Source organism: Ekhidna sp. (assembly GCF_965228795.1).
Lineage (GTDB): Bacteria > Bacteroidota > Bacteroidia > Cytophagales > Cyclobacteriaceae > Ekhidna.
In genome coordinates this window covers 273,965-300,212 of sequence record NZ_OZ245839.1, presented here as the reverse complement: position 1 = coordinate 300,212, position 26,248 = coordinate 273,965, and the positions used below count along the sequence as shown (strand labels likewise).

Genomic DNA, 26,248 nt, shown 5'->3' with positions numbered 1-26,248 from the left:
AAAAATAGTATGCATGCATAACAAATTTTGCTATATTTGAAGAATCAGCGTGCGCTTATGAAAAGAGAAGAAACGGTCGACTACAATATCAAAGGTCTCTGGCACAGTATCTCCAGGATGTACAATCAATTTGGATCACAGTATGACATCACTGCTTCCACTGGTTTTGTTCTCCTGAATATCGATGTTGAAAATGGAACTCCCGCAACTAAGATAGCACCACTTCTAGGAATGGAGTCCAGAAGTCTCACCCGCATGCTTAAAGCAATGGAGGAAAAAGGCTGGGTCTATCGAGAAAAAGATCCAACGGATGGAAGATCAGTGAGAATATTTTTATCTGATGTTGGCAAGGAGAAAAGAGAACTATCCAGAAGAGCCGTTAGGGAATTTAATTCTAAGATAAGATCACTCATTGACGAAAACCGGTTAAATACATTTTTTGAAGTAGCACAGGAGATCAGTGAAATTGTTGACGACCCAAAATTGTTTAACAAAGTAGCAGACCAAATAGCAGATGAGTTTGCTAGCTCAGGATTAGTACATAATCATTAGAAATTATTTTAAAAAACGATAATACAGAACCTAAATGAAACGAACCATTAAGAAAGCAGCCGTTTTAGGATCCGGAATTATGGGATCAAGGATAGCCTGCCACTTTGCAAATATCGGAGTGGAGGTCGTTTTGCTTGATATCGTACCACGAGATCTGGAGGATAAAGACAAAGACAATCCGGCCGCCAGAAATAAACTGGTGAACGATGCGCTTCAAACAGCGATCAAATCAAACCCATCACCACTTTATGATAAGGATAGAGCCCGATTGATCGAAACAGGAAACTTTGATGATGATCTATCCAAAATCAAAGATGTGGATTGGATCATCGAGGTAGTTGTTGAAAACCTGGATATCAAAAAATCACTTTTTGAGAAAGTTGAAAAAGAACGAACAGCGGGAACGCTCATTACATCAAACACTTCGGGTATTCCTATCCACTTGATGCTGGAAGGAAGAAGCGAAGATTTCCAGAAACATTTCTGCGGAACTCACTTTTTCAACCCACCAAGATATCTGAGGTTGTTGGAAATTATTCCGACGGAAAAGACAGATCCTGAGATTGTAGACTTCTTCATGAAATATGGAGACCTCTATCTGGGAAAAGAAACAGTATTGTGTAAAGACACACCGGCATTCATTGCGAACCGAATCGGTGTTTACTCAATGATGTCCGGTATGCATGCGATTTCTGAAACAGATTTTTCTGTGGGCGAAATTGATAAGCTGACCGGTCCGGTAATTGGAAGAGCAAAGTCGGCTACTTTCCGAACTTCGGATTTGGTCGGACTTGACACAACAGTGAATGTTGCTAATAATCTTTATGCAGCACTTGATAAAGATGAATCAAAAGATCGATTCAAGCTTCCAAAAATTGTAAAGGAGCTTCATGAAAGAAAGTGGCTTGGGGATAAAACCAATCAGGGATTTTACAAGAAGGTGAAAGAAGATGGCAAGAAAGAGATTCTTGAACTTAACCTAAAAACTTTCGAGTACGAGCCTAAGAAAAAATCAAAGCTTGACATTCTCGATAAGACAAAAAACATCGAGGATTTAAATAAGCGATTACAAATTGCTATTTCCCTGAAAGGACCAGAAGGAGATTTTTATAGAAAAACCTTCTTCGATCTTTTTAAATACTGCACGTATCGAATTCCTGAAATAGCGGATGAGCTATTCCGAATTGATCAGGCTGTTTCAGCTGGATTTGCGTGGGAGATGGGCCCATTTGAAACCTGGGATGCGATGGGTTTGAAAGACATTCTTGCTCAGATGAAAGAGGCAGGTGAAGAGCCGGCCTCATGGGTGCAGGAAATGGTAGATGCTGGATTCGAAAGCTTCTACACGTATGAAAAAGGAAAGAAAATGTTCTACGACATTCCTTCCAAGTCATACAAAGTAGTGCCTGGAACGGAAGGTTTAATCTTCCTTGATGCATTCAAAGAAAACAACATCGTTTGGGAGAAACCTGGCGCAACGATCTATGATATTGGAGATGGGGTGTTGAACCTGGAGTTCCATACAAAGATGAACTCGGTGGATGCAGATGTGATCGAAGGAATCAATACGGCCATTACCATGGCAGAAAAAGATTATCGTGGAGTAGTCATTGGAAATGAAGGGCAACAGTTTTCCGCAGGAGCGAACCTGGCTATGCTTTTCATGTATGCCGTAGATCAGGAGTTTGATGAAATTGATCTGATGGTGCGTACGTTCCAAAACACGATGACAAAAGCACGCTTTTCAAGCGTACCAGTAGTTGCTGCAACTTCCGGACTTGTACTCGGCGGAGGTTGCGAACTTTCACTTCATTGTGATGCGGTTCAAGCACATGCAGAATCGTATGTTGGACTTGTAGAGGTGGGAGTTGGCCTGATCCCGGGCGGAGGCGGAACGAAGGAGATGACCCTTCGAGCAGCGGATGAATTCACACCTGGAGATCCGGAGCTGAACACCCTTCAGGAGTATTTCATGAATATCGCAACAGCGAAAGTTGCCACTTCTGCAGCGGAAGCTAAAGGCATGAATATCTTCCGGGAAGGTGATGAGATTACACTTAACAGAACCCGCCTTTTGACTGACGCAAAAGAAAAAGTATTGGCACTGGCCGATGCAGGATATACACAGCCAGTTCCGAGAGACAATGTAAAAGTTCAGGGCCAAGCAGCTTTGGCAATGTTCTATGCAGGAATCGAAGGAATGAAATACGGATCATACATTTCTGATCATGACAAAAAGATCGGTCAGAAACTGGCATGGATCATGGCAGGTGGAGATATTTCTGCACCAACAGAAGTTTCCGAGCAGTACTTACTGGACTTAGAGCGTGAAGCATTCTTGAGTCTTTGCGGTGAGCCAAAAACTTTGGAAAGAATCCAAAGCATTTTATTCAAGGGAAAGCCACTTAGAAATTAGACGTTAGACTAAAGACATTAGAGATGCATAATTTCAAAGAGTTACATGTTTGGCAAAAAGGAATTGATATGGCTCAAAATATTTATGAGCTGACTTCTACCTTTCCAAGCGAAGAAAAATTCGGAATTGTTTCTCAAATGAGAAGAAGTTCGGTATCTGTACCTTCTAATGTTGCCGAGGGTGCTGGCAGAAAGACAGACAAAGACTTTTCTAACTTTCTTTCTATGTCTTTAGGATCTCAGTTTGAATTAGAAACACAGTTAATCATTTCAAAAAGAGTAGGATTTATTTCTGATGAACAACTTGCGAAAGAATCATTGGAACTAATTGAACTACAAAAAATGACACGATCTTTAGTAGATAAGTTCTCTAGGGTCTAGTGTCCAAATTCTAATAATCTTAAAAACAATATTATGAACGCATATATAGTAGCAGGATATAGATCGGCGGTGGGGAGAGCCAAAAAAGGAGGCTTCCGTTTTTACCGTCCGGATGATTTAGCCGCAGATGTGATCAAGCATCTGGTAGGTTCGATCAAAGACTTTGATGCCACCCGTGTGGATGACCTCATTGTAGGAAATGCCATTCCGGAAGCAGAGCAGGGTTTGCAGATGGGACGATACATCTCACTTCTTTCTTTGCCAATCTCAGTACCAGGCATGATTATTAATAGATATTGTGGATCAGGATTAGAAGCGATTCACCTGGCGTGTGCAAGAATTCACTCTGGTACGGCTGATTGCATCATTGCCGGAGGAACGGAATCCATGTCTTTGGTACCGATGATGGGATACAAAGCAGCACTTAACTGGAAGATTGCGGAGGAACACCCGGAGTATTATTTGAACATGGGTCTTACCGCTGAGGAGGTTGCTAAGGATTTCAACATTTCAGCAGAAGACTCCAACAAGTTTGCAATGGAGTCGCATCAGAAAGCAGCCAAGGCAATCAAAGACGGGAAGTTTAAAGATGAGATTGTTCCTGTAACGGTTAAAGAAACCTTTGTTGGTGAAGATGGAAAACGGCACAAGAGAGAATTTGTCGTGGATACAGATGAGTGTGTAAGAGAAAATACCACCATGGAAGGTCTGGAAAAACTTCGTCCTGCCTTTAAGCAAGGCGGACAGGTGACCGCAGGAAACTCCTCACCAACTTCTGATGGAGCAGCATTTGTGATGGTGATGAGCGAAAAGATGGTGAAGGAACATAACCTGGAGCCAATTGCTCAGATGATCAGCTACACTGCAGCAGGAGTAGATCCACGAATCATGGGAATTGGACCGGTAGAAGCAGTGCCAAAAGCATTGAAGCAAGCAGGTCTGAAACAAGATGATCTGGACCTGATCGAGCTGAATGAAGCATTCGCTGCACAATCACTAGGCGTGATAAGAGGACTTGACCTGGATACCAGCAAACTAAACGTGAACGGAGGAGCCATAGCATTGGGTCACCCACTCGGCTGTACCGGTGCAAAACTTTCAATTTCCCTTTTCAATGAAATGAGAAGAAGAAAAGGAAAGTACGGAATGGTCACGGCTTGTGTAGGTGGCGGACAGGGAGTAGCAGGAATTTACGAGCTTCTGAACTAGAAAAAAGAACTGGTTATAAATGAACGGGTCATCTGCTTCAGCGGATGGCCTTTTTTTGTTTTATGGATGAACTATCTTGTGCGAAATTTTTAATGGATATGAAAAAGATACTATCACTATTGTTTTCTGTTTGTTCGCTTTTCCTTTTTGCTCAAAAGGATATGGAGCTAGCAAAGCAAACAGTTGATCAAAACCTCATCAAAAGTCACATTGGCTTTCTTGCCTCAGATGAGCTGAAGGGAAGGGACACCCCTTCAGAAGGATTAAAAATTGCGGCTAAATACATCGAAAGTAGATTCGTTGAATACGGAGTAAAATTGGCTCCAGGCATGAACAGCTATTTTCAGTCAGTGCCAATGAAAAAAGTGAGTCCACCTAAATCCGGATCATTAACACTCGGTGATGCAGAATATAAATTTCAGGAAGATTTCATTATGCTGGAGGGAGACAACACAGATCTATCTGCAGACTTTGTGTTTGTTAATTATGGGCTGGAAGACGACCTCAAAAACGTAGATGTTGACGGAAAAATTGTGGTTGCCATTTGCGGTGATGGAGTGAGTGACAACCCCCAACAGTGGGTCGGCCAATCAATTCAAAAGCGTCTGAATGTAGCGTCGAAAGGCGGCTTAGCTTTAATCGAACTATACAACTCACCAATGATTCCCTGGAATTTTTTGACCAGGTATTTTTCAGGAGATCAAATAGTGTTGGATGAATCAAAAGATGGTGAATCGTTAACTCACTTATGGATGAACAGATCCGCAGAGGATTTTAATTCCGATAAAAACAATGCACAAATTGTAATAGACGGAGCAATTAATGAAAAATTCAATTCTCAAAATGTAGTTGGCTATGTCGAGGGTTCTGATGACAAGCTCAAAAACGAAATCATCGTTTATTCAGCACATTATGATCATATTGGAGTTGGGCAGGCAAATGCTGAAGGAGATAGTATTTTCAATGGATCGCGAGATAATGCAGTTGGTACTGTGACTGTTCTGACAGCAGCAGAAAACCTAGCAAAAACCCCAACTAAACGATCCGGTCTTTTTGTGTTGTTCACAGGAGAAGAAAAAGGGCTTCTCGGCAGCAAGTATTTTATTGACAACTCTCCGGTGGCATTAGAGGACATAGTTTACTGCTTTAACTCTGACAATGGTGGATATAACGATACCTCCAAAGCAACCATCATTGGATTGACAAGAACCAGTGCCGAGGAAATGATCATTGAGGCTTGCAAGGCCTTTGGCCTGGAGGCTACAGAAGACCCGGCTCCTGAGCAAGGATTATTTGATCGGTCAGATAATGTTCGCTTTGCATCGAAAGGAATACCGGCACCAACCTTTAGTATGGGCTTTACGGCTTTTGACGATGAGATTACAAAATATTATCATCAGGCCAGCGACAACCCTAATACACTAGACTATGCATACCTCGAAAAATTCTTTAGGAGTTACGTGTATGCATGTCGAATGATAGGTAATGCGAAGGAGGCACCTTTTTGGGTTAAAGGTGATAAATACTACGAGGCAGGAAAAGAGTTGTATAAATAAGGTATTTCGCCTTCAAAGTCGTTCAACTACTTGAACACAATAAAACATTCATGCTGAAAACGGATCGTCTTGCGATCAAAATGAGACTTTCAGAAAAAAAGGCCCATATAGGGCCTTTTCTTTTTCACGGAGATTAGTGGTGAGGTCGGATTTTCAAATTTTTTAAATTGAAAATACCAGGGAGCCCACTATGTGAGTGAGATAGTTGGCAAACCAAAGGATTAAGCGAAAACCTTGGACTCCCGGTATCTTCATAGATTAACCATCAACCTAAGAGCATATCATCTATTGTTTGTAATAAATGACAATATGAAATTAGGAAATAGATTGATGTAGTAAAGGAGGATTTCTACTCTCCAACAACAGACTTAATGCCTAAGTAATTGATATTCAGACAAGTACTATTTAAAGTTAAGACGTTAATTACCAGAAAAATGGGAGAAGAATACCCAATTTTGGGGATGCCTTAAATGGCAGCTATTCCGTTTTGAAATGCAAACTTCACTAACCCTACTGCATTTTTGGCTTTGGTTTTTTTCATTAAGTTCTTTCGATGCGTGTGGATTGTTTGTTCACTCAGGAAGAGTTTTTCACCTATCTCTTTCATCGTTAGCTCCTGACAAATTAACTGGAGTACCTCGATTTCTCTAGGACTAATATCGGCACGTCTTGCGAGCCCTTTGTCTATGCCATCCTTTTGAACTTTTTTGTGTAGCGCTTTAGATACAAGCTGGTTGTAATAAAAATCATTATTCACCACTGAGATGATTGCGCGATGTACTTCTTCGGGCTCTGCATTTTTTAAAAGGTAACTGTGCACACCGATCTCAATCAAATCTGAAATAATCTGTAAGGAATCATGCATGGAGATCATGATGATTTTTACTTCAGGGTGTTTAGCTGTGATTTTTTTAGCAGTTTCCCAGCCATCCATCACCGGCATTTCCAGATCTAAAAGGATTAGATCAAAAGCATTGTCGGTAAGTTTTTCTAGCGCATCCTTGCCATTTTCTGCTTCATCTACCTGGCCAACTTCATTGAAGGATTCAAGAAGCATCATGGTTCCTCTACGGAATAGGGTGTGGTCATCTGTGACCAAAATATTCAGCTTATCTGGTTGACTCATCTCACTCGGTTGAGTGATCAAATTAATCAATTGATCGGTCTATAACCAAATTTACTTTAGCACCTCCACTCTCATTGTTGGAAAACATTACTGTCGCACCAATTGATTGAGCTCTGTTTTTTATGTTCAGCAAGCCAATTCCATCACTATTGGCCAAGACATCCTGAGGAAATCCTTTGCCATTGTCCTCAAACTGAATCGAAACATTATACTCGGAAACACCGATTGACATCAAAATAGAGGTAGCTTCAGCGTGCTTTAAAGTATTCGAAGTAAGCTCTTGAATAACTCTGTAAAGCATAAGTTCATTATCCTTACTTAAAGAAAGCTCCTCCCATCTACCAATTTGAGCATCCATTGTGTCAGAAGAAATCCTTTCAAATAGCTCCTCAATGGATTTTTTTAAACCATATTTTTTGAGGATGATTGGCATCATTTGATGGGAAATACTTCGGACTTGTCCAATAGTTTCATCGAGGTGCCCTAGAACACTATCCAACACTGCTACTTCATTTTTCCTTTTAGCCACTTGCAGGTTCAGTTTGATAGACGAAAGCATAGCTCCAACACTATCATGAAGCTCAGAACCTAGCCTGTTACGTTCCTTTTCCTGAGATCGAAGAGTAGCATGTAGCATCTCTTCTTGATGCTTAGTCTTGAGTTCCTGCATTTCCAATTTGCTTTCCAATGTCTTTCTTCTGTATAGAAGCACAAAAAACACAACAGAAAAGGCCATCAACATAACACCGATGGTTCCAATAATTACTAAAAGAATGACTTTACCTTCCATTGGCTTTAGGCTTTAGCATTGGATCATAAACCCCCTTTTCCAATAGCACCAACACAAAGAACAGCGCATAGTTTTTACTGGTGTTCGCAAATAGATTTATCATGCTGATTGGAAATAGCTGGCTGGAACTTATGTCTAACTCAAAAACGAGGTATTGTGTGAAAAGCCTTTTTAGAAAGGTGAGGGAGTAAAAAATAAAAAATCCGGCGAGCGCATAGAAAACCGGCATTTTTCTAAGTTCCCCCTTAGGCCTCTTTAGAAGTTCACGGAAGCCAATAAATGAGAGTATCAGAAAAATCGTTGAGGAAAACACGTGAGTAATTGTATTCGACTCAAAAAAAGAAAAATAAAAGGTGAAGCTTATAAGTGCGGTAATTGTAAAAACTAGGCAAAGAAGCTGTATTGCCCTCTTGTATTTAGGCAATGTCCGTATAAAGAACCACGACATCAAGAAATAGTTAATAATTACCCACCAGTTGCTACCAAAATAGCTATTTGGATAAAAATGCTTGATGTAAATGTAAATGGTGAAGTCGAAAAAAAAGCTTGCAAAAAGGATGTAGAAAATGATGGCCGCATTGGATTTCCATTCTCTTATAAAGAAAAGAAAGAACAGGATTCCTGGAACACCAGAGTATCTATTGATGTCAGAAAAAACCCAGTAAATGTCAGACAAGCTCAAAAGGCTATTGTTTTTTGGAAGAGTAAGCTTTTGAAAATGAGTATAAAAACCAAATAACCCCACCAAATATCGAGGCAGATCCAATCACGACAATATTTACTATTATCTCGATCATGCTGGATGTAATGATTTAAGACTTCCGGGAAATCCTTTGTGAAGAAGTATCAATGCATAGAACAGAACAAAGTTCTTTGAAATATTAGCAATATGATTAATCATGTTGATTGCTGTGTACCCACTATCTGAAATAACTAAATCAAAAATGAGATAGTTGTTAAAAATACTTTGAAGGAATATCAGACAATAATAAACAAAGAAGGATGTAGATATCCAGAAAACAGGTTGTTTGGCTAGAACAATGTTTGGCTTTCGAAGAAGTTGGAAATAGGCAATTAATGATAAAAAGATAAATGTAATATTACTCCACACTAGTGTGAAGGTGTTAAACTCAAGAAAGGTGTACCAAAGGCCAAACGAAATAATACCACCAGTGGCAAAAACACTACCCAATATAAGATATAGGCTTTTTCGAATATCTAAAACTTCAGAGAATAACCAGAGCATTGCAAAGTAATTGGCAATTAACCAGATGTTACCGATTATGTAACTATTCTGTAAAATAAGGCGAACAAAAAAATAATTAGAAGTGTCTGCCAAAAAGGAGAGGACCAGAATAATTACTAAAACTGTTGAAACGTTTGTTCGATGTTTTCTGCCATAAATGAAAAAGAGAATTCCGGAAATACCGGAAAACATACTTAAATCACCTAACCATCGATCCAGAGCCTCCAAATTATAATCCTGATGGACATTTTGGTGGACAAGGTTGACTAAAATCAGCTGGTTCATCATTCTCATCCATACTTTTCTCCATCACACTCATCGAATGCTTCTTGTCTTCAAGGATATTCCCATCCTCATCTGCAGGAAACATCAGCAGCTTTTCTTCATTTTGATCATCAACACCTTTAAAGAACCAGATTCCTTCACATCCTTTATACTTTAAAATTGCTTTTATGATGTCATCACCAAAAAGCCAACCATGCGTTTCCTTAGGGTTTTCCTTTTGATATCGTTTTACCCATTTCTTAGCTTCAGATTTAGGCATCTTCTTGCCAATCTTTTTGACGTTTTTATCAGCCATTTTCAGTAAGGTTTAGTTGGTTTAAGTACAATTGTAATTTTATCACTTGTCTAATCAAAGCTGATTAAGGTGAAAGCGATGAAAAATACCCAAAAGTGGGTAGTCAAGAACGGCAAAAAATAAAACTAAAGGGGGAAATTAGATGAAAGTAGAAGAAGCAATTATATTTGTCTTCCACATCAAAAACAGATTGAAAAATGGCAATGCTTGGAATAATTATAGTGCTTTTTGTGTTGGCAATTATTTGCCCATTTATCCTACCTAATAAAGCGGTAAGCAAGCACAAAAGAGATCACGTAGAATAAGAAAGATTTTAATCCTTCTTCTGATTTTCTTTTCTGGCGTTCACGAATGCAAGTGCATGAACAAATGCCACTAGAAAGATCACAATATTCACAAAAATATTTACTCCGTCTGTAACTGCTGGATTCGTTAAATTCATTTTACGCTTGTTAGAATTGAATGATTATGCGAAGATAGGCTCTTTCATTGCTTTCAGCAATTTTCTCACATCGATTTCGTCATTATATACATTTGGAGAAATCCGAATTGCGTCTCCTCTGAAGCTTACACTTACCCGATGCTTTGCTAATGAGTGCTTTAATGCATTCACTTCAACACCCTCAGGCAGTCTTACACCAAAAAGGTGACTTGCCCTTCGGGCTTCTTCTTCAATTTTATACCCCCATGCTTTCATTTGCTCAATGGGCTCTGTTATTAACTCACAGATATATTTTTGAATGTTTTCTGGCTTCCACTTATTCAATTGTTTCACAGCTTCATGCATCATCGGCACCAGAATAAAATTGCTATGCTCTCCAACTTCATAGCGTAGCGCATACGGTCGGTATTCCGGTTGATAATTGACGAGGTTTGCAAAATCATCACTATCCTTTCGGTTGATCCAGTTTTCTTCTATAGGTATTCCATTGTCAAAGGCAGGACCATAATAGGCCAGCCCAATGGAGTAAGGCCCCATTAACCATTTGTACCCTGCACAGATGAGTGCATCAGGCCGAATATTATTAATACTGAATGGCATAGCTCCAACCGACTGTGTGCCGTCAACAACCAACAATCCACCTACCTCATCCAGTCTTTCTCTGATTTTTTCAAGGTGAAAAAGGGTTCCATCAGACCAGTGAATATGACCTATTGCCACTACCCTTGTTTCTTCATCAATGCTGTTTAGAAGTTTTTCATTCCAACTTGCTCCTCTCTGTTTGCTGTCCGCTGGCCCAATGTTTACAATCTCGAACCCTGCTTCTTGCAACCTCATCCAAGGATATACATTGCTGGGAAACTGCTCTTCTGCAAGCAGCACTTTCCCATTTTTAAATGGGATGTTGTTTGCTACATTGGCCAGGCCATAAGATGCTGATGGAATGATTACTACCCTGTCAGGTTGATCACAGTCAATAAGCTTTGAAAATGCCAGCCTTAAATTATCCGCTGGACGAAAAAATTCATCAGGCCCGATTTGAGCCGGGTTTCTTTTACCGGTAATGCCGGCTTTTCCGGCCTTTTCCACCTTTTTCATTAAAGGAGACATATACCCGCAATTCAAATAGGCATTCTTTCGCTGAAGGAAAAATTTTTGACGCTGACATTTCATGGTTTATAATTACTGTATGACGTTCAAGATATTGGATTCTAAGCAAAAGGCAGAAGCCTTTTTTGAAGAAGGAACCCCCAAATTAATTAGAGCTGGGGACAATGAGATATGTCTGGTACGAAAGGGGAATACATTCTTTGCTTTTGATAATGCCTGCCCACATATGGGAGCCAAATTACACCAGGGAAACACCAACCACTTAAACGAAATCGTTTGTCCTCTTCATACCTATCGATTTAATATGAAAACCGGAGAAGAGGTGAATAAAAGGTGTAAATCAATGAAGACCTACTACGTCCATACGAACGAAGGAGGTCTTTTCATAGACTGTTAGGAAACTATCCGATTCGGAAAAACTTCACAACAGAAACTAACCAGTCAGCAATGTACTGAGCGATTTCGCTTCCGGATCCTCTTCCTACGATATACACTACGAACAGCACGTAAATGCTCAGTAATAGGTAAGATTTACGCTTACCAAAGTAATTACCACTTGTGAAAATAATCACGGCAAGCACAGTCAGCAACCACAATAAGAAACGAAGCTCACTACTCAAATCAACCAGTTCAGGGGGCATGTGAATAGGCCCGTTCATAATCGTAAAAATGAAAAGTGGGAATCCCAGTGCGAAGCAAATATCAAAAATATTACTTCCCAATGCATTGGAAATTGCATCGTCGTACTGACCTCTCTTAGCGTCTTTGATGGAAATAATGGTGTCCGGAAAACTAGAGGCAGCAGATGCTAGAATCAGCGCTACAAACATGACCGGAATATTTAGCCCGTCAAATTCCCCAATCCCAGCGACGGTGTAAGTCTCGGATCCGATCCATTCGCAGGCAAGAACCAGGAAGTAGCAAACCAGAGCGATAGCCACTGTTGAAAAGACTAATAATGACCATGCACGAATATTACTAATTCGGTTGTTGCCAATAAAGACTCTTTCAAGGTCGAAAGTGATAAGTCCTTTTAGGAATGGCCCCTGAGGCTCTTCATCATTTTCAAAAATTTCTTCTACATCCAGCTGACCGTCCTCTAAAAGCTCTGCTCTTTCGGACTTCTTCATAGTTCCGAACATGTATACGATGTATACGACATAAACGAGCATAAGCAACATGCCGTGATACCAATGAAGGGTTGAGCCACTAATAAGAATTAGGAAAATCAATTCAGCAATGATGAGGGCGATACCATCACGAAGCAAAACCTTTCGTGACACCTGTACTTTTTTAGTCATTTTCATTCCGATCACGGCCAATACCGCCACAGCAGGAATGACCATCCCGTTAAAAATTGCACTACCTGCAGTTGTTCCTATTCCTCCGGAAAAACCTTCAGCATCAGACAATACAAAAAGGAAAAACAAGGAAGTGAAAACTTCCGGCATGGAGCTGGCAATTGCATTGATAGTGGCTCCACGAACCCCTTCAGAAAGATTTCTTCCAATGTATTCTGAGGCGGTCATAAAGCCATCGCCTGCTCTCCAAATAATAATGCAACAAAACGTTATTAGCAGTAAGGGAATAATAATGCCCATGTATATATAGTTACGTTCAAGTGTATTTTGCGGTGACCACTTTGCTGGAATGGCCTAAATTAACAAAGTTTTCCTTCTGGAAAACAACATCGAGTATCTTTATTTATAAGATTAAGCCAACTTGAAAATGGATTTGTCTAATTTTTCAGCTCTAAAAATAGTTGTATGTACATAAATCTATCCGGACTCAACATATTAGTAACAGGAGCAAGCCGAGGAATAGGTAAGGCACTTGCTACAAAATTGGCGGAGGCCGGAGCTACCATCGCCGTGCATTACAATAAAAATGTTCGAGAAGCAGAAAATCTTGCTCACATTCTGGGCAATGAATCCAAAGCATTTCAGGCCGACTTCTCAAAGCCTGATGACGCGGCTAAGCTCTTCGAGCGTGTGAGTCTTGAAATGGGCAGTGTAGAGATAGTGATTAATAATGCAGGCCTTGCCAGACCTGCTGCCTTAGATGCTAAGGATGATGAGTGGATGAAGGCTTGGAATGAAACCATGATGGTCAACCTGAATTCTGCTGCGATTATTTGCAAAAAAGCCGTTCAGCACTTTATCAGTAGAAAAGCAGCGGGAAGAATAATAAATATTGCTTCAAGAGCGGCATTTAGGGGAGAGGAGGCTGAGTATATTTCGTATGCTGCGTCAAAAGCTGGTTTGGTTTCACTTACCAGATCCATTGCTCGATCTTATGGTAAAGAAGGGGTAAAAGCGTTTGTCATCGCTCCGGGCTTTGTACGAACGGATATGTCGCAAGAGTTTATGCAACAATATGGTGAGGACCATGCCAAAGGAGACCTGGCCTTGGAAAGGCTGACGGAACCAAAAGATATCGCTCCATTAGTTACCTTTATTGCCAGCGGCATGGCAGATCATGCCACTGGAGCTACGTTTGACATCAATGCCGGGAGCTATTTACATTAATGAGTTTCTATTTAGCGATTAATTCCTAAATTAGAAGGACAAAACACAATACAGCCAAATGGAAGATAATATTAAAAACCACCTAAAGGCATTGATCCAGCTTTCAATCATTGATAGAGACTTTGGAGAGCCTGAGCGAACGTACGTTTACACAATTGGAAAGGCCAACAGAGTTCCGGAAGCGGAAATAGACGGGTTGGTGCAAGAGGTTCTTAACTCCAAAGAGAACAGCGACATTAACTTCGAAGGGTTGCTATCAGAAGAGCGCTTTGATTATTTATATGACGTTGTTCAGCTAATGAAAATAGACGGAGAAGTATTTCTTACCGAAATTAGATATTGTGAGGAAGTAGCTGAAAAACTGGGCTATGATAAAAAAGTTGTAAAGAAAATGTCATCCAGAATCTATGGAGATCCTTCAATCACCGGAAACCGAGAGGCTTTAATGAAGGCGGCCAATAAATTTTTAAAAAAGTAATCTAAAGAAGAATTATGAGCATCAAGGCGAAACTTAGCGTGCTGGTTCAGTTAGCAAACATCGATGGAGAGTTTGCTGGTGAAGAGAAAGACCTGATCTATATGATTGGCAAAGCCAATGGTATAAGCGAGGATGAAATTAACAACATGGTTGAAAACCCGGAACCCTTACCACCTGTCAGCACCATGTCTGAGGATGATAAATTTGAATATTTATTTCACCTTGTTCAATTGATGAAAATTGACAGCCAGGTATACCTTTCTGAAATTAAGTTTTGTGAAGAGCTGGCCGAAAAGCTTGGCTTCAAGCGAAATGTGATCTCAGAGCTATCTGCCAGAATTTACAGTGATCCGGCGATTGCATCTGATGTGGCTTCATTAAAACGTGCAGTGAAAAAACATATGCATTAAGAAAAAAAGAATTGTGTAATATGACCCTGACAAGTATTGTCAGGGTTTTTTTATGCCCTCGGCAAGAGCTGCTTAAATGAAATTTTAAAATGATGGTTGAGCTTGGATAAAAAATCATCTTCATGTAAGATGGGTGTTTCCTTCTTTTGACCCATCTGGTCAATTTTTAGCTTTCGGTCAGTCAAAGTAATCCTTCCGGCTTCATTGAGCTGAGTAACCAGTTTCTTTTGAATAAATGGGGATTCGGGAGACGTTTGATGATAGTCACACATTTCAATGAATTGAATCAACTGTTTTTCATCCAGCGTGAAAAGCAGCTTTGGTCTAAAATGGACATTATCATCGGATACTTTTAAAATCAGATTTTCATCAGCGTCATGATCTATTCGCCAGTATCTGGTATAATCCATTTGTGGTTTTCCCACTTCTATTTTTAAAGGCGATATGATTCCATCTCCAAAACCAACATCCGCAAGCCACTTGTCTTCATCTAACGCTACAATGATAACCATATGATCAAACGGCTTTCCAAAAGTGTTTGTCTCATCATTCCACACTTTTCCGGAGATCACATAGCAGTCAAACCCCAGGTGGTAAAGAAGGTGATAAAATAGTCCGTTTAACTCATAACAGAACCCACCTCTTTTCCAGTTGATGACTTTATCATAGACCTTTTGATAGTCTAAAATAATTTTGTTTTTGTAGTGAATGTCCAGGTTCTCAAAAGGGATGTTAAGAAGATGTGCTTTTTGAAGTTCCTTTAAATAACCTATTGATGGCTCCTTTTCCACCAGCCCGATGCGATAAAGGTATTCGGTGGTATCAATTTTAATAGCCTTGGGCCGGTTTTGAAATACATTTAGCTTTTTCAATTTCCCACGTTGTGTTCCTGTATTAGGTTTCCGATCATATTGTTAAGCGCATCCTGCCACGTTACATCAGCATCCCACTCACCGACATGCACGTTTTTTGAAATGTTTTGTCTAACGTAAAACTTACATACCAACCCATCTTTAGGAATAGTTTTCACTTTGGTTTGGTCCGGCATTACCGGGATAATTGATACAAAGGCTGTTTCTGAAGGTAGCACTTCGTAATCAAGCATTTGTTTCACGGTTTTGGCACTGGCACAAACGGATCTTAATAAAAACTGATAGCGATTTCGTTTGAGTTCATCGTCAGTCATAGGGTCTATCATCACGTATTTATAAGGATAACCGGACATGAGCTGCTCTAGCTCCATGTTTTTCCTTTCAATGCTCGAGTTGTATGCTCGTATCCTGTTTAGTACTTCCTGATCAGCAATACCAACAGTATCCAATGGAATAAACCGCTCCACAGCTAACTCGCTTCTGCGGAGGATACCGGGATAGTTTTTAAGTAATGTTTTTTCAACGATAGACAGGCCTTCGATATAATTTGGCTTTTCCGGAATGAGAAAATTATTAATCGGTTGGTCGGCTCTGCGCACCTCCTTTCCAACATTTAGAAGAAGCGTGTACAAATCATTTGCTTTCAAATAGAAGGCATCTGAGCCATCTTTGATCATTCTTGATGTACCACTAAATGGCGCCATTATGTATTCATATCCATCGCTTAGCTGTGTTATAAAAATGATGTTAGTCACCCTTCTTCGATTGAACAATTCGATATATGACTCTTTAGCACTTTGACTTGCATTTAGATGAATATCATTCAGGTATAGAATCGCATCGACTCCCATTGTTCTAAGGCCCTTGTGAACCTGATTGAGCATTTTTTCATAATCACCTACAGCCTTAATTCCGTCTGTAACTTTATTGGGAACTGAAAATATCACGGCACTACGTTCACTGTTTAGTTCACTGGGAACCTTCAAAGTGCGATTAAACGACACATAGTCATAGATTGGACGCTGAGACCAGCTATTAAAAACAAGGATGTAACAAATGAAGAAGAAAACTCTCTGCATAGTTGGTGAGCGTGAATATGCTATTTTTATAAACCTCAACTCAATATGGTCCCAATTTAGTATAAGTGATTAAGTATGAAAACAAGATGTGCCTGGTGTGCCAATTCTTTTGAAGAATATGTTCGGTATCATGACGAAGAATGGGGGGTTCCTGTTCATGATGATAAAAAGCATTTTGAGTTTTTAGTACTTGAGAGCGCACAAGCAGGTCTGAGCTGGGCCACTATTTTAAAGAAGAGGGAGGGCTATCGAAAAGCCTTTGCTGATTTTGATGTTGAAACGGTGGCTCAATACGGGCCGGGAATGATTGAGGATCTTGTGAATGACGCTTCCATTATCCGAAACAGACAGAAAATCGAAGCTACGGTCAATAATGCACAGCAATTCATTAAGGTTCAACATGAATTCGGCTGTTTTGATAATTATATATGGCAGTTTGTTGATGGAAAACCAATAGTTAACTCGTGGAAATCAATGGAAGAGGTACCGGTCACGACTAAAGAGTCTGATACTTTAGCTAAAGATTTGAAGAAAAGAGGGTTCAAGTTTGTTGGCTCCACCACAATCTATGCTCATATGCAGGCCATCGGATTAGTAAATGACCATACGACGGATTGTTTTCGTTACATGGAACTTTTAAATAAGTAACTTTAATTTTCACTCACATCACACTGCTATGAAAAAAGTTATCACTCCCACCCTTGTTGTTTTCGTCACATTGGGAGCCTGGTTTGGTTTTCAAAAAGACGCTAAGAATCAATACCTCCAAAACATTAAGCGTCTACAGGTAGGCAAATTGGATGGCCCTGAAAAATCTGCCTACCGAGATATTATCATGACCATGGATCCGAAGACCGGAAAAATTCCAAGGAAAAACATTAGGGAGCTCGTACAGTCGATGAAAGGAAGAACTCAGTCAGAGAGGGATTTTCAATGGCAGCAAGTGAATACAGAAATTGCAGGGAGAACCAGAGCGATCATGATCGATCCCAATGACCCCAATAAACTTTGGGCGGGTGCAGTGACCGGCGGTTTGTGGTACACACCAGACTTTAGAAATAATGCAGCATGGGTTCCCGTATCTGACAATTGGGAAAATATGTCAATTGCCTGCATAGCTTATGACCCACTAAACACCAGTACATTTTATGTAGGAACGGGGGAATCATTTACTTCTGTCAATATTTACAGAGAATCCTCATCAGCAGGTGCCGGCATTTATAAAACAATGGACGGAGGAGCTACCTGGACATTGCTATCATCAACTACTGATTTCGACTATGTCAATGATATTGTGATACGAGAAGAAAATGGAAGTAGTGTCATTTATGCCGGGGTGGCATCCGGGGTATACCAAGGCTCTATTTTCGGGTCATCTCCTTCTGATGGACTGTATCGCTCAACAGACGGGGGAACCAGCTGGGCACAGGTTTTACCTAATATTGAGGGATCTTCCGTGCCTTATGCTGTCAGTGATATTGAGCTTACCAGCGATGGCCGGCTATATGTTGGTACCATGCGAAATCTGGAGTTGAAGGGAGGAGGAGTTATTCTAAACTCAACCGATGGCACCAATTGGGATGTGGAGGATCGCTATGCAACCAATATTGTGGAGGAGGGATCTTCGCAGTATGGTCTTGATCTTCTGCCGGGCAGGGTCAAACTTGCCTCCAGGGATGAAAAACTATATGCGGCAGCATCAGCAGGATTTCTCAATAGTTTCGAACAAATAAGAGATCACCCGCTTTTTGCACGACTAATGTATTATGAAAATGATAGCTGGACTGACCTAACCGGGCCTTCAGAGTCGTGGGCATCTATCCCTTGGCACGCGCTTGCGTTAGGAGTTGACCCAAATGATAACGATCGAATTGTTGTAGGAGGACTTGATGCCCATGCACTTTCTAATGCTGAATCTACTGGGAATCTGAGTTGGGTGCATGTAAGCGACTGGTCTTCTATGTATTATTTCTCTGATTACCTGATCCCGTACTATGGACTAGAAGGTGAGGACAGCATCAAAAACCACTTTATTCATGGAGATATTCATGAATTGCAATTTGTATCCGGATCGTCAGATGAGATGATTTCTGCTACTGATGGAGGTGTATTTTTTACTTCCGATTTTTCCAAGTCTTTCAATACACTGGATGGTGAGAGGCTCTCAGAATACCCATCTTTTGGTCACATCAATAATTCTCTAGCCACAACGCAATACTATACGATAGCGCTTCACCCTGAAAAGGGAAACAATGAAATACTGGCAGGATCCCAAGACAATAGTACACATACAAGTGAAACAGGAAAGATTACCTATGAGAGCATGATAGGTGGAGGTGATGGTGCCTATTGCTTTTTCGATAGAGATGACCCGTCGCTTCGTATTACTTCGTCCCAGATCAACAACTATAATTTTTTTGTTGATGGGGTTGGTTCATATTTTGGCACGAATACCGGGTCGTTTATTAATCCTGCGGAGTATGATGACCGCTCGAACTTACTCTACACAAACATGGCGGTAGATGGTGGCTTTGAAGTGCTGATACCTGGGCTTGAGGGAAGATTTCTTGATACTTTGGCGATTATCAACGTCAATGATTATCTCGGTAAAGACTTATTGGGAGTTCCGGAATACTCAGAAGTGAAGCTTGGGACAGGTAGTTCTGCGGCTTTTTCTGCCATAAAGGTTTCTCCACATGATGATGAGCTCGATGCTACGATGCTTTTAGGAAATCAATTGGGGGATGTGTACTTGGTTAAAGGGCTTCCGTTCAATCCGGAGGCTACTAAGATTGACAATAATGAGCTTCCGGTTGGGTATATTTCTTCTGTAGATATTGGAGACACCAATAGAGATATCCTCGTTACATTTTCAAATTATGGGTTTAAATCCGTTTGGTACACTCCTAATGGAGGAGCGGATTGGTATGATATTGAACGAAACCTACCGGACATTCCGGTTCGATACGGAATATTCAATCCTTTAGATGATCAAAAGATTTTACTAGCAACCGAAATGGGAGTTTGGGGGCTGGAAAATATTATGGATGAATCAGAAGACTGGAAGCCTTATAATCTTGGACTCCCAAATGTGCGTGTAGATATGCTTGAGGCAAGAGCGTCTGATAGTGTAATAGCGGTAGCCACGCATGGTCGAGGAGCTTTTCTAGGCAAGTTTAATCAGGGCGAAATCGTCGATGACCCACTTTCGATTGAAAAAGAAGAGGCCAAAATTTCAGCTTATCCAAACCCAACGAAGGAACGTCTTTATTTCACTGGTGAAATCGAAACCGTACAAGTTTATACCATCGGAGGAAGCTTGGTGCTTACATCATCCATTAAGAATCAGTCCATTGATTTGTCAGGCTTGAACCGGGGAATTTATCTGGTCCAGGCAGACAACAAAATGGGAGAAAAGAGCACCTTCAAAATCGTAAAGAAATAGCGTTCTGCGAATACTCCGAATGCCACTAACTTTGCCTTCATAACTTTAGGCAAATGATTGATAAACTCGAGGAAATAAAGCATCGATTTGAGGAGGTAGGCCAGCTTATTGTTCAGCCGGATATTGTGTCTGATATGGACAAATATGGAAAGCTGAACAAAGAGTACAAAGACCTGGAAAAGATTGTTGTTAAGTATAAAGAGTACACGGAAGCAAAGAGTAATCTTGAAAGTGCAAAAGAGGTGCTTAACAACGAAAAAGACCCTGAGTTTAGGGAAATGGCCAAGTCTGAAATAGACGAACTGGAACCACTTATTGAAGGCCTTGAGGAAGAGCTTAAAGTGATGCTGATCCCTAAAGATCCCAATGATAGTAAAAATGTCATTTTAGAGATTAGAGCCGGAACAGGCGGAGATGAGGCATCCATTTTTGCAGGAGATCTATTCCGAATGTACAAATCGTATGCAGAAGATCAAAAGTGGAAGTTTTCAGTCCTAAACTTCAGTGAAGGAAGTGCAGGAGGGTATAAAGAGATTGTGGCTTCAGTTGAGGGTGAAGATGTTTACGCCAAGCTGAAGTTCGAATCAGGTGTGCACCGTGTGCAGCGAGTGCCGGCTACCGAGTCACAAGGGAGGGTTCACACATCAGCGGCCACTGTTGCTGTGCTTCCAGAGGCGGAGGAAGTGGATGTTGAGTTAAACATGGGAGACATCAGAAAAGACACATTTCGGGCATCAGGTGCAGGAGGGCAGCATATTAACAAAACTGAATCTGCAGTGCGACTAACCCATGCTCCTTCAGGTCTTGTAGTAGAGTGTCAGGACGGGAGGTCTCAGCATGCCAACTATGATAAAGCATTGAAGGTGCTTCGATCACGCCTTTATGAAATAGAACTTCAAAAACACAATGCAGAAATAAGCAGCCAACGAAAAAGCATGGTGGGGTCAGGAGATCGCTCTGACAAAATCAGAACCTATAACTACCCTCAAGGCAGAGTTACGGATCACCGTATTGGCTTATCCGTTTTCAATCTACCCAATGTGATGAATGGCGACATTGAGGAGTTTATCGAGCAGCTAAGGATTGCCGAAAATGCGGAGATCATGAAAGAAACAGAGGAATAGGTCGTTTTCAAGCTAACATGAGAAACAAGCTTCTTTTTCTGTTACTAGTCGTTTTTTGGCTGGGATGTTCCACACAGGAAGAATCCGTTTCATTTGATCCTGACCTATTCTTGATCTTTAGCAATGACACAGTAACTTTTGATACGCTACTTTCTGAGAGAAGGAGCAGCACAAGGCGTTTGACTGTGTATAACCCTAATGAGTCTGCTATTCAACTATCAGAGATTCGATTGGGCAAGCAGCAATCCTCTGATTACTCATTGATCATTAACGGCAGAGAAGCCAATGCCATTACCAATCAACGGCTATTTGGAGGTGACAGCCTTCTAATCTTAGTAGAGGTAAATGTAAATGCTCGAAATCAAGATCAACCTTACTTAGTAAAAGACTCGATCATTTTTGAATGGAATACCAATCAGGATCATGTGAAGTTGGTATCCTATGGTCAGGATGGCAACACAGTGGCTAATCGTATTATTTGCGATGAAACATGGACCAGCGATAGACCTTATATTATTTCTGATACGGTATTGGTTGACAAGGGGTGTCAATTGACATTGGAAAAAGGAACAAGGGTCTACTTTGAAAATGATGCAATCATGTTCGTATCTGGCACGCTAAAAGCAAATGGTGATTCATCTGATCATGTCATTTTTAGAAATGCTCGCTTTGACGGAATCTATGATCAGGTGCCCGGCCAATGGAACGGCATCTATTTCCTGGAAGGAAGTGAGGAAAATGAAATCACCTATTCAAAGATATTTAATGGACAGGTAGGATTAAGAGTTGGTACACCGGATGATGATGACTTGCCTGATATTGTTATAGAAAACACAGAGATATACAATATGAGTCAGGCAGGAATTTTGGCCTTTACCTCAGATATAGAAGCTACCAACACCTTGATTTATAACTGCGGCAATTACCTGGTGGGTGGTTTTGCGGGTGGAAATTATACCTTTCTGCATTGTACCTTTTCAAACGAGCCTGCGCTTTTTGTACAGGACGAACCAACGGTTCAGTTTTCAGATAATGTGGTGATAAGCGAGACCGAGCTGCTGACAGGAGATTTATCACTTAATATGATTAATTCTATTGTATGGGGAACAGCCGATGAAGAACTTCTAATAAGCAATGGAGGAGGTGCTACTGTGTCTGTTTTGCTTGAGAGTAATATTCTTCGTTCATCACAAGAGATACCCAATAACTACACATCACTCGAATTCAACTTTCCGGGATTTAAAGAAGCATTTCTAAACAATTATGAGCTGGATTCACTTGCTTTTGCACGTGATAAGGGCACAAGCATAGGTGTTTCGATAGACCTAAAGGGTATTCCCAGAGATGCCCTCCCTGATATTGGCGCTTACGAGCGTGTGGATAAAGAATAGCCTCAAGCCCAAAAGAGTGGTTGCTTAATTTTTTTCTTGCTATCTTTTATAATCAACCACTGTGAGAGTGAGATTTACTGGCTACATATCTATTTTTCTGATAGTGCTATGCATTGCGCAAGGGCAAGAAGATAGCTTATTGAAACAACTGGACAATGCACAGGGAAAGCAACGGATTGAAATCCTTCATCAGATCATAATTAATGTTTGGCTCAATTACCCACGGCAGGCTATGGGTTACGGTGAAGAAGCCCTGGAACTATCGAAAACCCTGGGAGATTCGGCGCTAATATCAAAATCACTCAGACTGATTGCAGGCGTTCATTACTATAAAGGAGATTATGACAAATCGCTGGAATTCAATCAAAAAGCCTTAAAAATTGCGCAGGCACTAGAAGACTCTGCCCTGATCAATAATGGATTCAACAACATTGGACTGCTTTATTATAATCTTGGCAGTTATCAAACAGCACTTGAATATCTCTTGCGTTCACGAGGAATAAAGGAGCGGATAGGGGAAATATACGGGCTTACAACAACACTCAATAATATTGGATTGGTCTTCGAAAGAATTAAGGAGTATGAAACAGCAAGAGCGTATTTTGAAGAGGCATATGATGTTTCCATAGAAATAGTAAACCGGGACACTGAGCTTTATTCCTTGAATAACATTGGCATTACCTATTTGAGGGAGGGAAAGATTGATGAAGCACTCGGTTATTTCAGAAGGGGGTTAAAGCTTGGCGAAGAGATTGAGAACATCAACTGGGGGGCCGTTTCCGCCAGAGGAATTGCAGAAGTGCTGATGACAAAGGGAGAAAATGATTCGGTGGAATACTACCTTGAAAAGTCTCTGAAAGCAAGTGACTCCATCGATGACAAAAAAGGATTAGCCGAGGCGTATTATTTAATGGCTAAAAACTCATTAATGAATGAAGATTATGATGGGGCACTAGATAATTTATCAAAATGCGAAAGCTGGGCCAATCAAATCCAAGTGCGTCAACAACAACTAGATAACCTAAAGCTGTATTCAGAGATATACGATAAGCAGGGGAATGAGGAACTTGAGAACGAGTATTTAAGCCAATACATTAACCTACGAGACTCGTTGTTCCAAGATGTGATGTCAAGAAACCTTGATTTGATTCCAATCAAAATTAAAGAGGAACAAGATCGGTTTTTATTGACGGAACAGCAGATAAAGATCAGAAATCAGGTAATTACCAATCAGCTCTTTACTGTAATCATAATAATCACTATGCCACTCCTGGTGATATTGATAATCCTTCTGAGAAAGAATCATAAAAAAAATAAAGAACTACAGCGTAATAACGAAGAGCTCAAGCAAACCCAAAAATTACTGATTACCTCTGAAAAAATGGCCTCTCTAGGTGTGCTTGCAGCCGGGGTAGGCCATGAAATAAACAACCCATTGAATTTTATCAAAAACGGGATTGAGGCACTTTCCTCTAAGATTGGAGACGACAAAGATGAGGAGCTGAAATCCTACTTTAGAATAGTTAACGAAGGGGTGGATCGGGCAACAAACATTGTCAAAAGCTTAAGTCATTTTAGTCGCAAAGGACCAAGCATAGATGAGCGGTGCAACATTCATGAGATCATCGAAAACTGCCTCTTGATTTTGCACAACAAAATTCGCAACCGAATTCGGGTGGCTACAAACTTCACCGATCAGGGTGCTGAACTTAAGGGTAACGAAGGCAGGCTGCACCAAGCCATGATGAACATCATATCGAATGCCGAACAAGCAATTGATGAGGAAGGCACAATCGAAATAAGCACTCGAAAGAAGAATGGTTTCATGGAAATTGAGATAGCAGATGATGGTGAAGGAATTCCTGAAGAAAACCTATTAAAAATCAGCGATCCGTTCTTTACTACCAAGCCGCCGGGGGAAGGAACCGGGCTGGGGCTTTTCATTACTTTTTCTATTGTAGAAGAACATGGAGGGAGCATAGACGTACAATCTACTCCGAATGAAGGAACTAAATTTATAATTAAGTTACCTTTATGATATGAGTGAGAAACCGGCAATATTATACATTGACGATGAGGAGGCTAATTTGCTTTTATTTAGAGTCTCCTTTGAAGGAGAGCGCGAGGTTTTGGTAGCAAACTCTCCCGAAGAGGGACTGCAAAAGCTGGAAGAAAACAAACAGCGGATTAGGGCAGTCATAAGTGATATGCACATGCCAAAAATGAATGGTGTTCAATTCATTGAAAAGGCCAAAGAGACTGTCAACGACATCCCATATTTTATTTTGAGTGGATACGCTTTCAATGATGAAATTGATGATGCACTGAAAAGGAATATGATTCAAAAGTTTTTTACCAAGCCTTTTGATAAAGCAGAGATAGAAAGGCATTTAAACGGGGCGGCTTAACCATCGCCCTCTTGTTCTTCCTGTTTTCCCAGGATTTTTTCCTTCTTATCCTTCAGGCTTTCCGCGGCTTCATCCAGGTTGAGGCGCGCTTTTAGTCTGTTCACGATTCCCATACCTATAGAAATCGCACGATCACCAAAAGAAGGCTCTTCTTCTTTTATTACAGGTGGATTGACAGGGGTTTCTTTCTTATCAGAAGGAGAGATCAAATACTTCTTAGTTGACGAACTATCCACAACTATTCGCTGACCATTGGCGCATAGTCCAAGCCCGATAATCAAAAGACAGGTGATGAATAGTTTATTAATCAATGCAACGAAGTATTTTCGATGATCATCAATATTAATGTAAACAAGTAATTATTGGAAAGGATTTGTAAAAACTGCCAAACAAAACTTGAAGATTCTTTCAAGTTCTGCCCGAATTGCGGTCAGGAACACAAAGAAAAGGTCGTTCACTTCAAGCAGTTTATTCTGGACTTCCTTGGCGACTACTTCACATTTGACTCGTTGATCATCAGAAGTGTGCGCCCTCTGCTTTTCAACCCCGGCTTTCTAACAAAAGAGTTTATTGCGGGTCGGAGAGTGAGATACATTCCCCCATTGAGGATGTTTATTTTCATCAGTATCATTTTCTTCTTGTTTTTGGGACCTGTGGATCAGTCAGCTGGAGCTGAGAAATCTGAAGAGGCAGAGTTTTTAGATTCCTTTTTCAGCATTTGGTTTCCCCGTTTGTTTTTCCTCTTGCTCCCACTCTTTGCATTGTACCTTTTTGTTCTTTTTCGAAAGCCGGGACGTTTTTATCTGACACATTTCATTTTTTCAATTCATTTTCATGCGTTCGCGTTCGTGCTTCTCACCATCATGGTGATCATAATTGATTACATTTTTCCTTCCAGTGTTTTTCTGAGTCAGTGGTCCTTTATGATCACTATCTTTTTGCTCGAGGTTTATTTACTAATTGCGCTGCGCAAGGTGTATGAGCAAAAATGGCTGACAACTACAATAAAGCTACTACTGCTAAATATCATATATGTCATATCAGCCATGATCATTTTTAGTCTTGCTGGAGCTATGATTTTCTATTTATAATATGTGAAGTATCTT

Annotated in this window: 28 protein-coding genes; 17 read left to right on the top strand and 11 right to left on the bottom strand. The window is 40.5% G+C overall.

The genetic code is table 11. From position 1 onward, the window contains the following. The first annotated feature begins 57 nt into the window (after window positions 1-57). From ACQK2H_RS01285 to ACQK2H_RS01265, 5 genes are all read left to right on the top strand, one after another. Window positions 58-552 carry a MarR family winged helix-turn-helix transcriptional regulator gene (locus ACQK2H_RS01285; RefSeq protein WP_425389667.1) on the top strand — a complete coding sequence of 165 codons (495 nt, stop codon included), beginning with the start codon at window positions 58-60 and terminating at the stop codon, window positions 550-552. A gap of 34 nt (window positions 553-586) precedes the next feature. Beyond that, window positions 587-2,968, top strand: coding sequence for a 3-hydroxyacyl-CoA dehydrogenase NAD-binding domain-containing protein (locus ACQK2H_RS01280; RefSeq protein WP_425389666.1), 2,382 nt, complete (start codon window positions 587-589; stop codon window positions 2,966-2,968). Between the two features lie 23 nt (window positions 2,969-2,991). Then, window positions 2,992-3,348 (top strand): four helix bundle protein, encoded by a 357-nt coding sequence (locus tag ACQK2H_RS01275; protein ID WP_425389665.1) that lies wholly within the window; start codon window positions 2,992-2,994, stop codon window positions 3,346-3,348. 33 nt (window positions 3,349-3,381) lie between these two features. Next, window positions 3,382-4,557, top strand: a complete 1,176-nt coding sequence (locus ACQK2H_RS01270; protein ID WP_425389664.1) for a thiolase family protein — start codon at window positions 3,382-3,384, stop codon at window positions 4,555-4,557. Between the two features lie 98 nt (window positions 4,558-4,655). Then, on the top strand, window positions 4,656-6,113 hold the full coding sequence (locus tag ACQK2H_RS01265) for a M28 family peptidase (RefSeq protein ID WP_425389663.1): 1,458 nt from the start codon (window positions 4,656-4,658) through the stop codon (window positions 6,111-6,113). Between the two features lie 466 nt (window positions 6,114-6,579). Here ACQK2H_RS01265 and ACQK2H_RS01260 read toward each other — a convergent pair whose 3' ends face one another. From ACQK2H_RS01260 to ACQK2H_RS01250, 3 genes are read right to left on the bottom strand one after another with little or no spacing between them, the layout of a single operon-like run. Next, entirely contained in the window at window positions 6,580-7,239 is a 660-nt protein-coding gene (locus ACQK2H_RS01260) for a response regulator transcription factor (RefSeq protein ID WP_425389662.1), read from the bottom strand. Between the two features lie 22 nt (window positions 7,240-7,261). Further along, window positions 7,262-8,029 carry a sensor histidine kinase gene (locus tag ACQK2H_RS01255; protein WP_425389661.1) on the bottom strand — a complete coding sequence of 256 codons (768 nt, stop codon included), beginning with the start codon at window positions 8,027-8,029 and terminating at the stop codon, window positions 7,262-7,264. Then, window positions 8,019-8,258 carry a hypothetical protein gene (locus ACQK2H_RS01250; protein WP_425389660.1) on the bottom strand — a complete coding sequence of 80 codons (240 nt, stop codon included), beginning with the start codon at window positions 8,256-8,258 and terminating at the stop codon, window positions 8,019-8,021. The genes ACQK2H_RS01255 and ACQK2H_RS01250 overlap by 11 nt, the downstream gene beginning before the upstream one ends. A 276-nt stretch (window positions 8,259-8,534) precedes the next feature. Between ACQK2H_RS01250 and ACQK2H_RS01245 the strand changes: the two genes are divergently transcribed. Continuing rightward, the gene (locus ACQK2H_RS01245; protein WP_425389659.1) at window positions 8,535-8,768 is read left to right on the top strand and encodes a hypothetical protein; all 234 of its coding nucleotides are present in this window, start codon (window positions 8,535-8,537) and stop codon (window positions 8,766-8,768) included. 54 nt (window positions 8,769-8,822) lie between these two features. Here ACQK2H_RS01245 and ACQK2H_RS01240 read toward each other — a convergent pair whose 3' ends face one another. From ACQK2H_RS01240 to ACQK2H_RS01225, 4 genes are all read right to left on the bottom strand, one after another. Then, a complete protein-coding gene (locus ACQK2H_RS01240) occupies window positions 8,823-9,563 on the bottom strand; it encodes a hypothetical protein (protein WP_425389658.1) in 741 nt (246 codons plus the stop codon). After that, window positions 9,505-9,855 (bottom strand): hypothetical protein, encoded by a 351-nt coding sequence (locus tag ACQK2H_RS01235; protein ID WP_425389657.1) that lies wholly within the window; start codon window positions 9,853-9,855, stop codon window positions 9,505-9,507. The genes ACQK2H_RS01240 and ACQK2H_RS01235 overlap by 59 nt, the downstream gene beginning before the upstream one ends. 313 nt (window positions 9,856-10,168) lie before the next feature. Continuing rightward, a complete protein-coding gene (locus ACQK2H_RS01230; RefSeq protein ID WP_425389656.1) occupies window positions 10,169-10,297 on the bottom strand; it encodes a hypothetical protein in 129 nt (42 codons plus the stop codon). A gap of 24 nt (window positions 10,298-10,321) precedes the next feature. Beyond that, on the bottom strand, window positions 10,322-11,395 hold the full coding sequence (locus tag ACQK2H_RS01225; protein ID WP_425389655.1) for an aminotransferase class V-fold PLP-dependent enzyme: 1,074 nt from the start codon (window positions 11,393-11,395) through the stop codon (window positions 10,322-10,324). Between the two features lie 91 nt (window positions 11,396-11,486). Here ACQK2H_RS01225 and ACQK2H_RS01220 point away from each other — a divergent pair, with 91 nt between their 5' ends. Next, window positions 11,487-11,804, top strand: a complete 318-nt coding sequence (locus tag ACQK2H_RS01220) for a Rieske (2Fe-2S) protein (protein WP_425389654.1) — start codon at window positions 11,487-11,489, stop codon at window positions 11,802-11,804. A 4-nt stretch (window positions 11,805-11,808) separates the two neighbouring features. On the opposite strand, the gene ACQK2H_RS01215 is transcribed toward ACQK2H_RS01220, so the two are convergent. Then, on the bottom strand, window positions 11,809-13,008 hold the full coding sequence (locus tag ACQK2H_RS01215) for a sodium:calcium antiporter (RefSeq protein ID WP_425389653.1): 1,200 nt from the start codon (window positions 13,006-13,008) through the stop codon (window positions 11,809-11,811). Between the two features lie 165 nt (window positions 13,009-13,173). Between ACQK2H_RS01215 and ACQK2H_RS01210 the strand changes: the two genes are divergently transcribed. Genes ACQK2H_RS01210 through ACQK2H_RS01200 form a run of 3 tightly spaced genes read left to right on the top strand, consistent with a single transcriptional unit; the run spans window position 13,174 to window position 14,823 of the window. Beyond that, the gene (locus tag ACQK2H_RS01210; protein WP_425389652.1) at window positions 13,174-13,935 is read left to right on the top strand and encodes an SDR family NAD(P)-dependent oxidoreductase; all 762 of its coding nucleotides are present in this window, start codon (window positions 13,174-13,176) and stop codon (window positions 13,933-13,935) included. Window positions 13,936-13,993: 58 nt separating this feature from the next. Continuing rightward, a complete protein-coding gene (locus ACQK2H_RS01205; protein WP_425389651.1) occupies window positions 13,994-14,413 on the top strand; it encodes a TerB family tellurite resistance protein in 420 nt (139 codons plus the stop codon). A 14-nt stretch (window positions 14,414-14,427) separates the two neighbouring features. Next, on the top strand, window positions 14,428-14,823 hold the full coding sequence (locus tag ACQK2H_RS01200; RefSeq protein ID WP_425389650.1) for a TerB family tellurite resistance protein: 396 nt from the start codon (window positions 14,428-14,430) through the stop codon (window positions 14,821-14,823). A gap of 50 nt (window positions 14,824-14,873) precedes the next feature. Here the strand turns inward: ACQK2H_RS01200 and ACQK2H_RS01195 are convergent, their stop codons facing one another. Both ACQK2H_RS01195 and ACQK2H_RS01190 read right to left on the bottom strand, forming a co-directional pair. After that, window positions 14,874-15,695 (bottom strand): arylamine N-acetyltransferase family protein, encoded by an 822-nt coding sequence (locus ACQK2H_RS01195; RefSeq protein ID WP_425389649.1) that lies wholly within the window; start codon window positions 15,693-15,695, stop codon window positions 14,874-14,876. Continuing rightward, the gene (locus ACQK2H_RS01190) at window positions 15,692-16,774 is read right to left on the bottom strand and encodes a hypothetical protein (RefSeq protein ID WP_425389648.1); all 1,083 of its coding nucleotides are present in this window, start codon (window positions 16,772-16,774) and stop codon (window positions 15,692-15,694) included. The genes ACQK2H_RS01195 and ACQK2H_RS01190 overlap by 4 nt, the downstream gene beginning before the upstream one ends. A gap of 75 nt (window positions 16,775-16,849) precedes the next feature. Here ACQK2H_RS01190 and ACQK2H_RS01185 point away from each other — a divergent pair, with 75 nt between their 5' ends. The 6 genes from ACQK2H_RS01185 (at window position 16,850) to ACQK2H_RS01160 (ending at window position 25,142) form a co-directional block, all read left to right on the top strand. Then, window positions 16,850-17,422: a DNA-3-methyladenine glycosylase I gene (locus ACQK2H_RS01185; protein WP_425389647.1), complete on the top strand. Its 573-nt coding sequence runs from the start codon at window positions 16,850-16,852 to the stop codon at window positions 17,420-17,422. A gap of 28 nt (window positions 17,423-17,450) precedes the next feature. Next, window positions 17,451-20,219, top strand: coding sequence for a T9SS type A sorting domain-containing protein (locus tag ACQK2H_RS01180; RefSeq protein ID WP_425389646.1), 2,769 nt, complete (start codon window positions 17,451-17,453; stop codon window positions 20,217-20,219). 53 nt (window positions 20,220-20,272) lie between these two features. After that, entirely contained in the window at window positions 20,273-21,343 is a 1,071-nt protein-coding gene (gene prfA / locus ACQK2H_RS01175) for a peptide chain release factor 1 (RefSeq protein WP_425389645.1), read from the top strand. A 17-nt stretch (window positions 21,344-21,360) separates the two neighbouring features. Further along, entirely contained in the window at window positions 21,361-22,734 is a 1,374-nt protein-coding gene (locus ACQK2H_RS01170; RefSeq protein ID WP_425389644.1) for a right-handed parallel beta-helix repeat-containing protein, read from the top strand. Between the two features lie 61 nt (window positions 22,735-22,795). Continuing rightward, window positions 22,796-24,772 carry a tetratricopeptide repeat-containing sensor histidine kinase gene (locus ACQK2H_RS01165; protein ID WP_425389643.1) on the top strand — a complete coding sequence of 659 codons (1,977 nt, stop codon included), beginning with the start codon at window positions 22,796-22,798 and terminating at the stop codon, window positions 24,770-24,772. A 1-nt stretch (window position 24,773) separates the two neighbouring features. After that, entirely contained in the window at window positions 24,774-25,142 is a 369-nt protein-coding gene (locus ACQK2H_RS01160; RefSeq protein WP_425389642.1) for a response regulator, read from the top strand. Here ACQK2H_RS01160 and ACQK2H_RS01155 read toward each other — a convergent pair. Further along, entirely contained in the window at window positions 25,139-25,453 is a 315-nt protein-coding gene (locus ACQK2H_RS01155; RefSeq protein WP_425389641.1) for a hypothetical protein, read from the bottom strand. The two genes, ACQK2H_RS01160 and ACQK2H_RS01155, sit on opposite strands and share 4 nt — an antisense overlap. A gap of 51 nt (window positions 25,454-25,504) precedes the next feature. Between ACQK2H_RS01155 and ACQK2H_RS01150 the strand changes: the two genes are divergently transcribed. Further along, window positions 25,505-26,233: a DUF3667 domain-containing protein gene (locus ACQK2H_RS01150; RefSeq protein WP_425389640.1), complete on the top strand. Its 729-nt coding sequence runs from the start codon at window positions 25,505-25,507 to the stop codon at window positions 26,231-26,233. The last annotated feature ends 15 nt before the right edge of the window (window positions 26,234-26,248 follow it).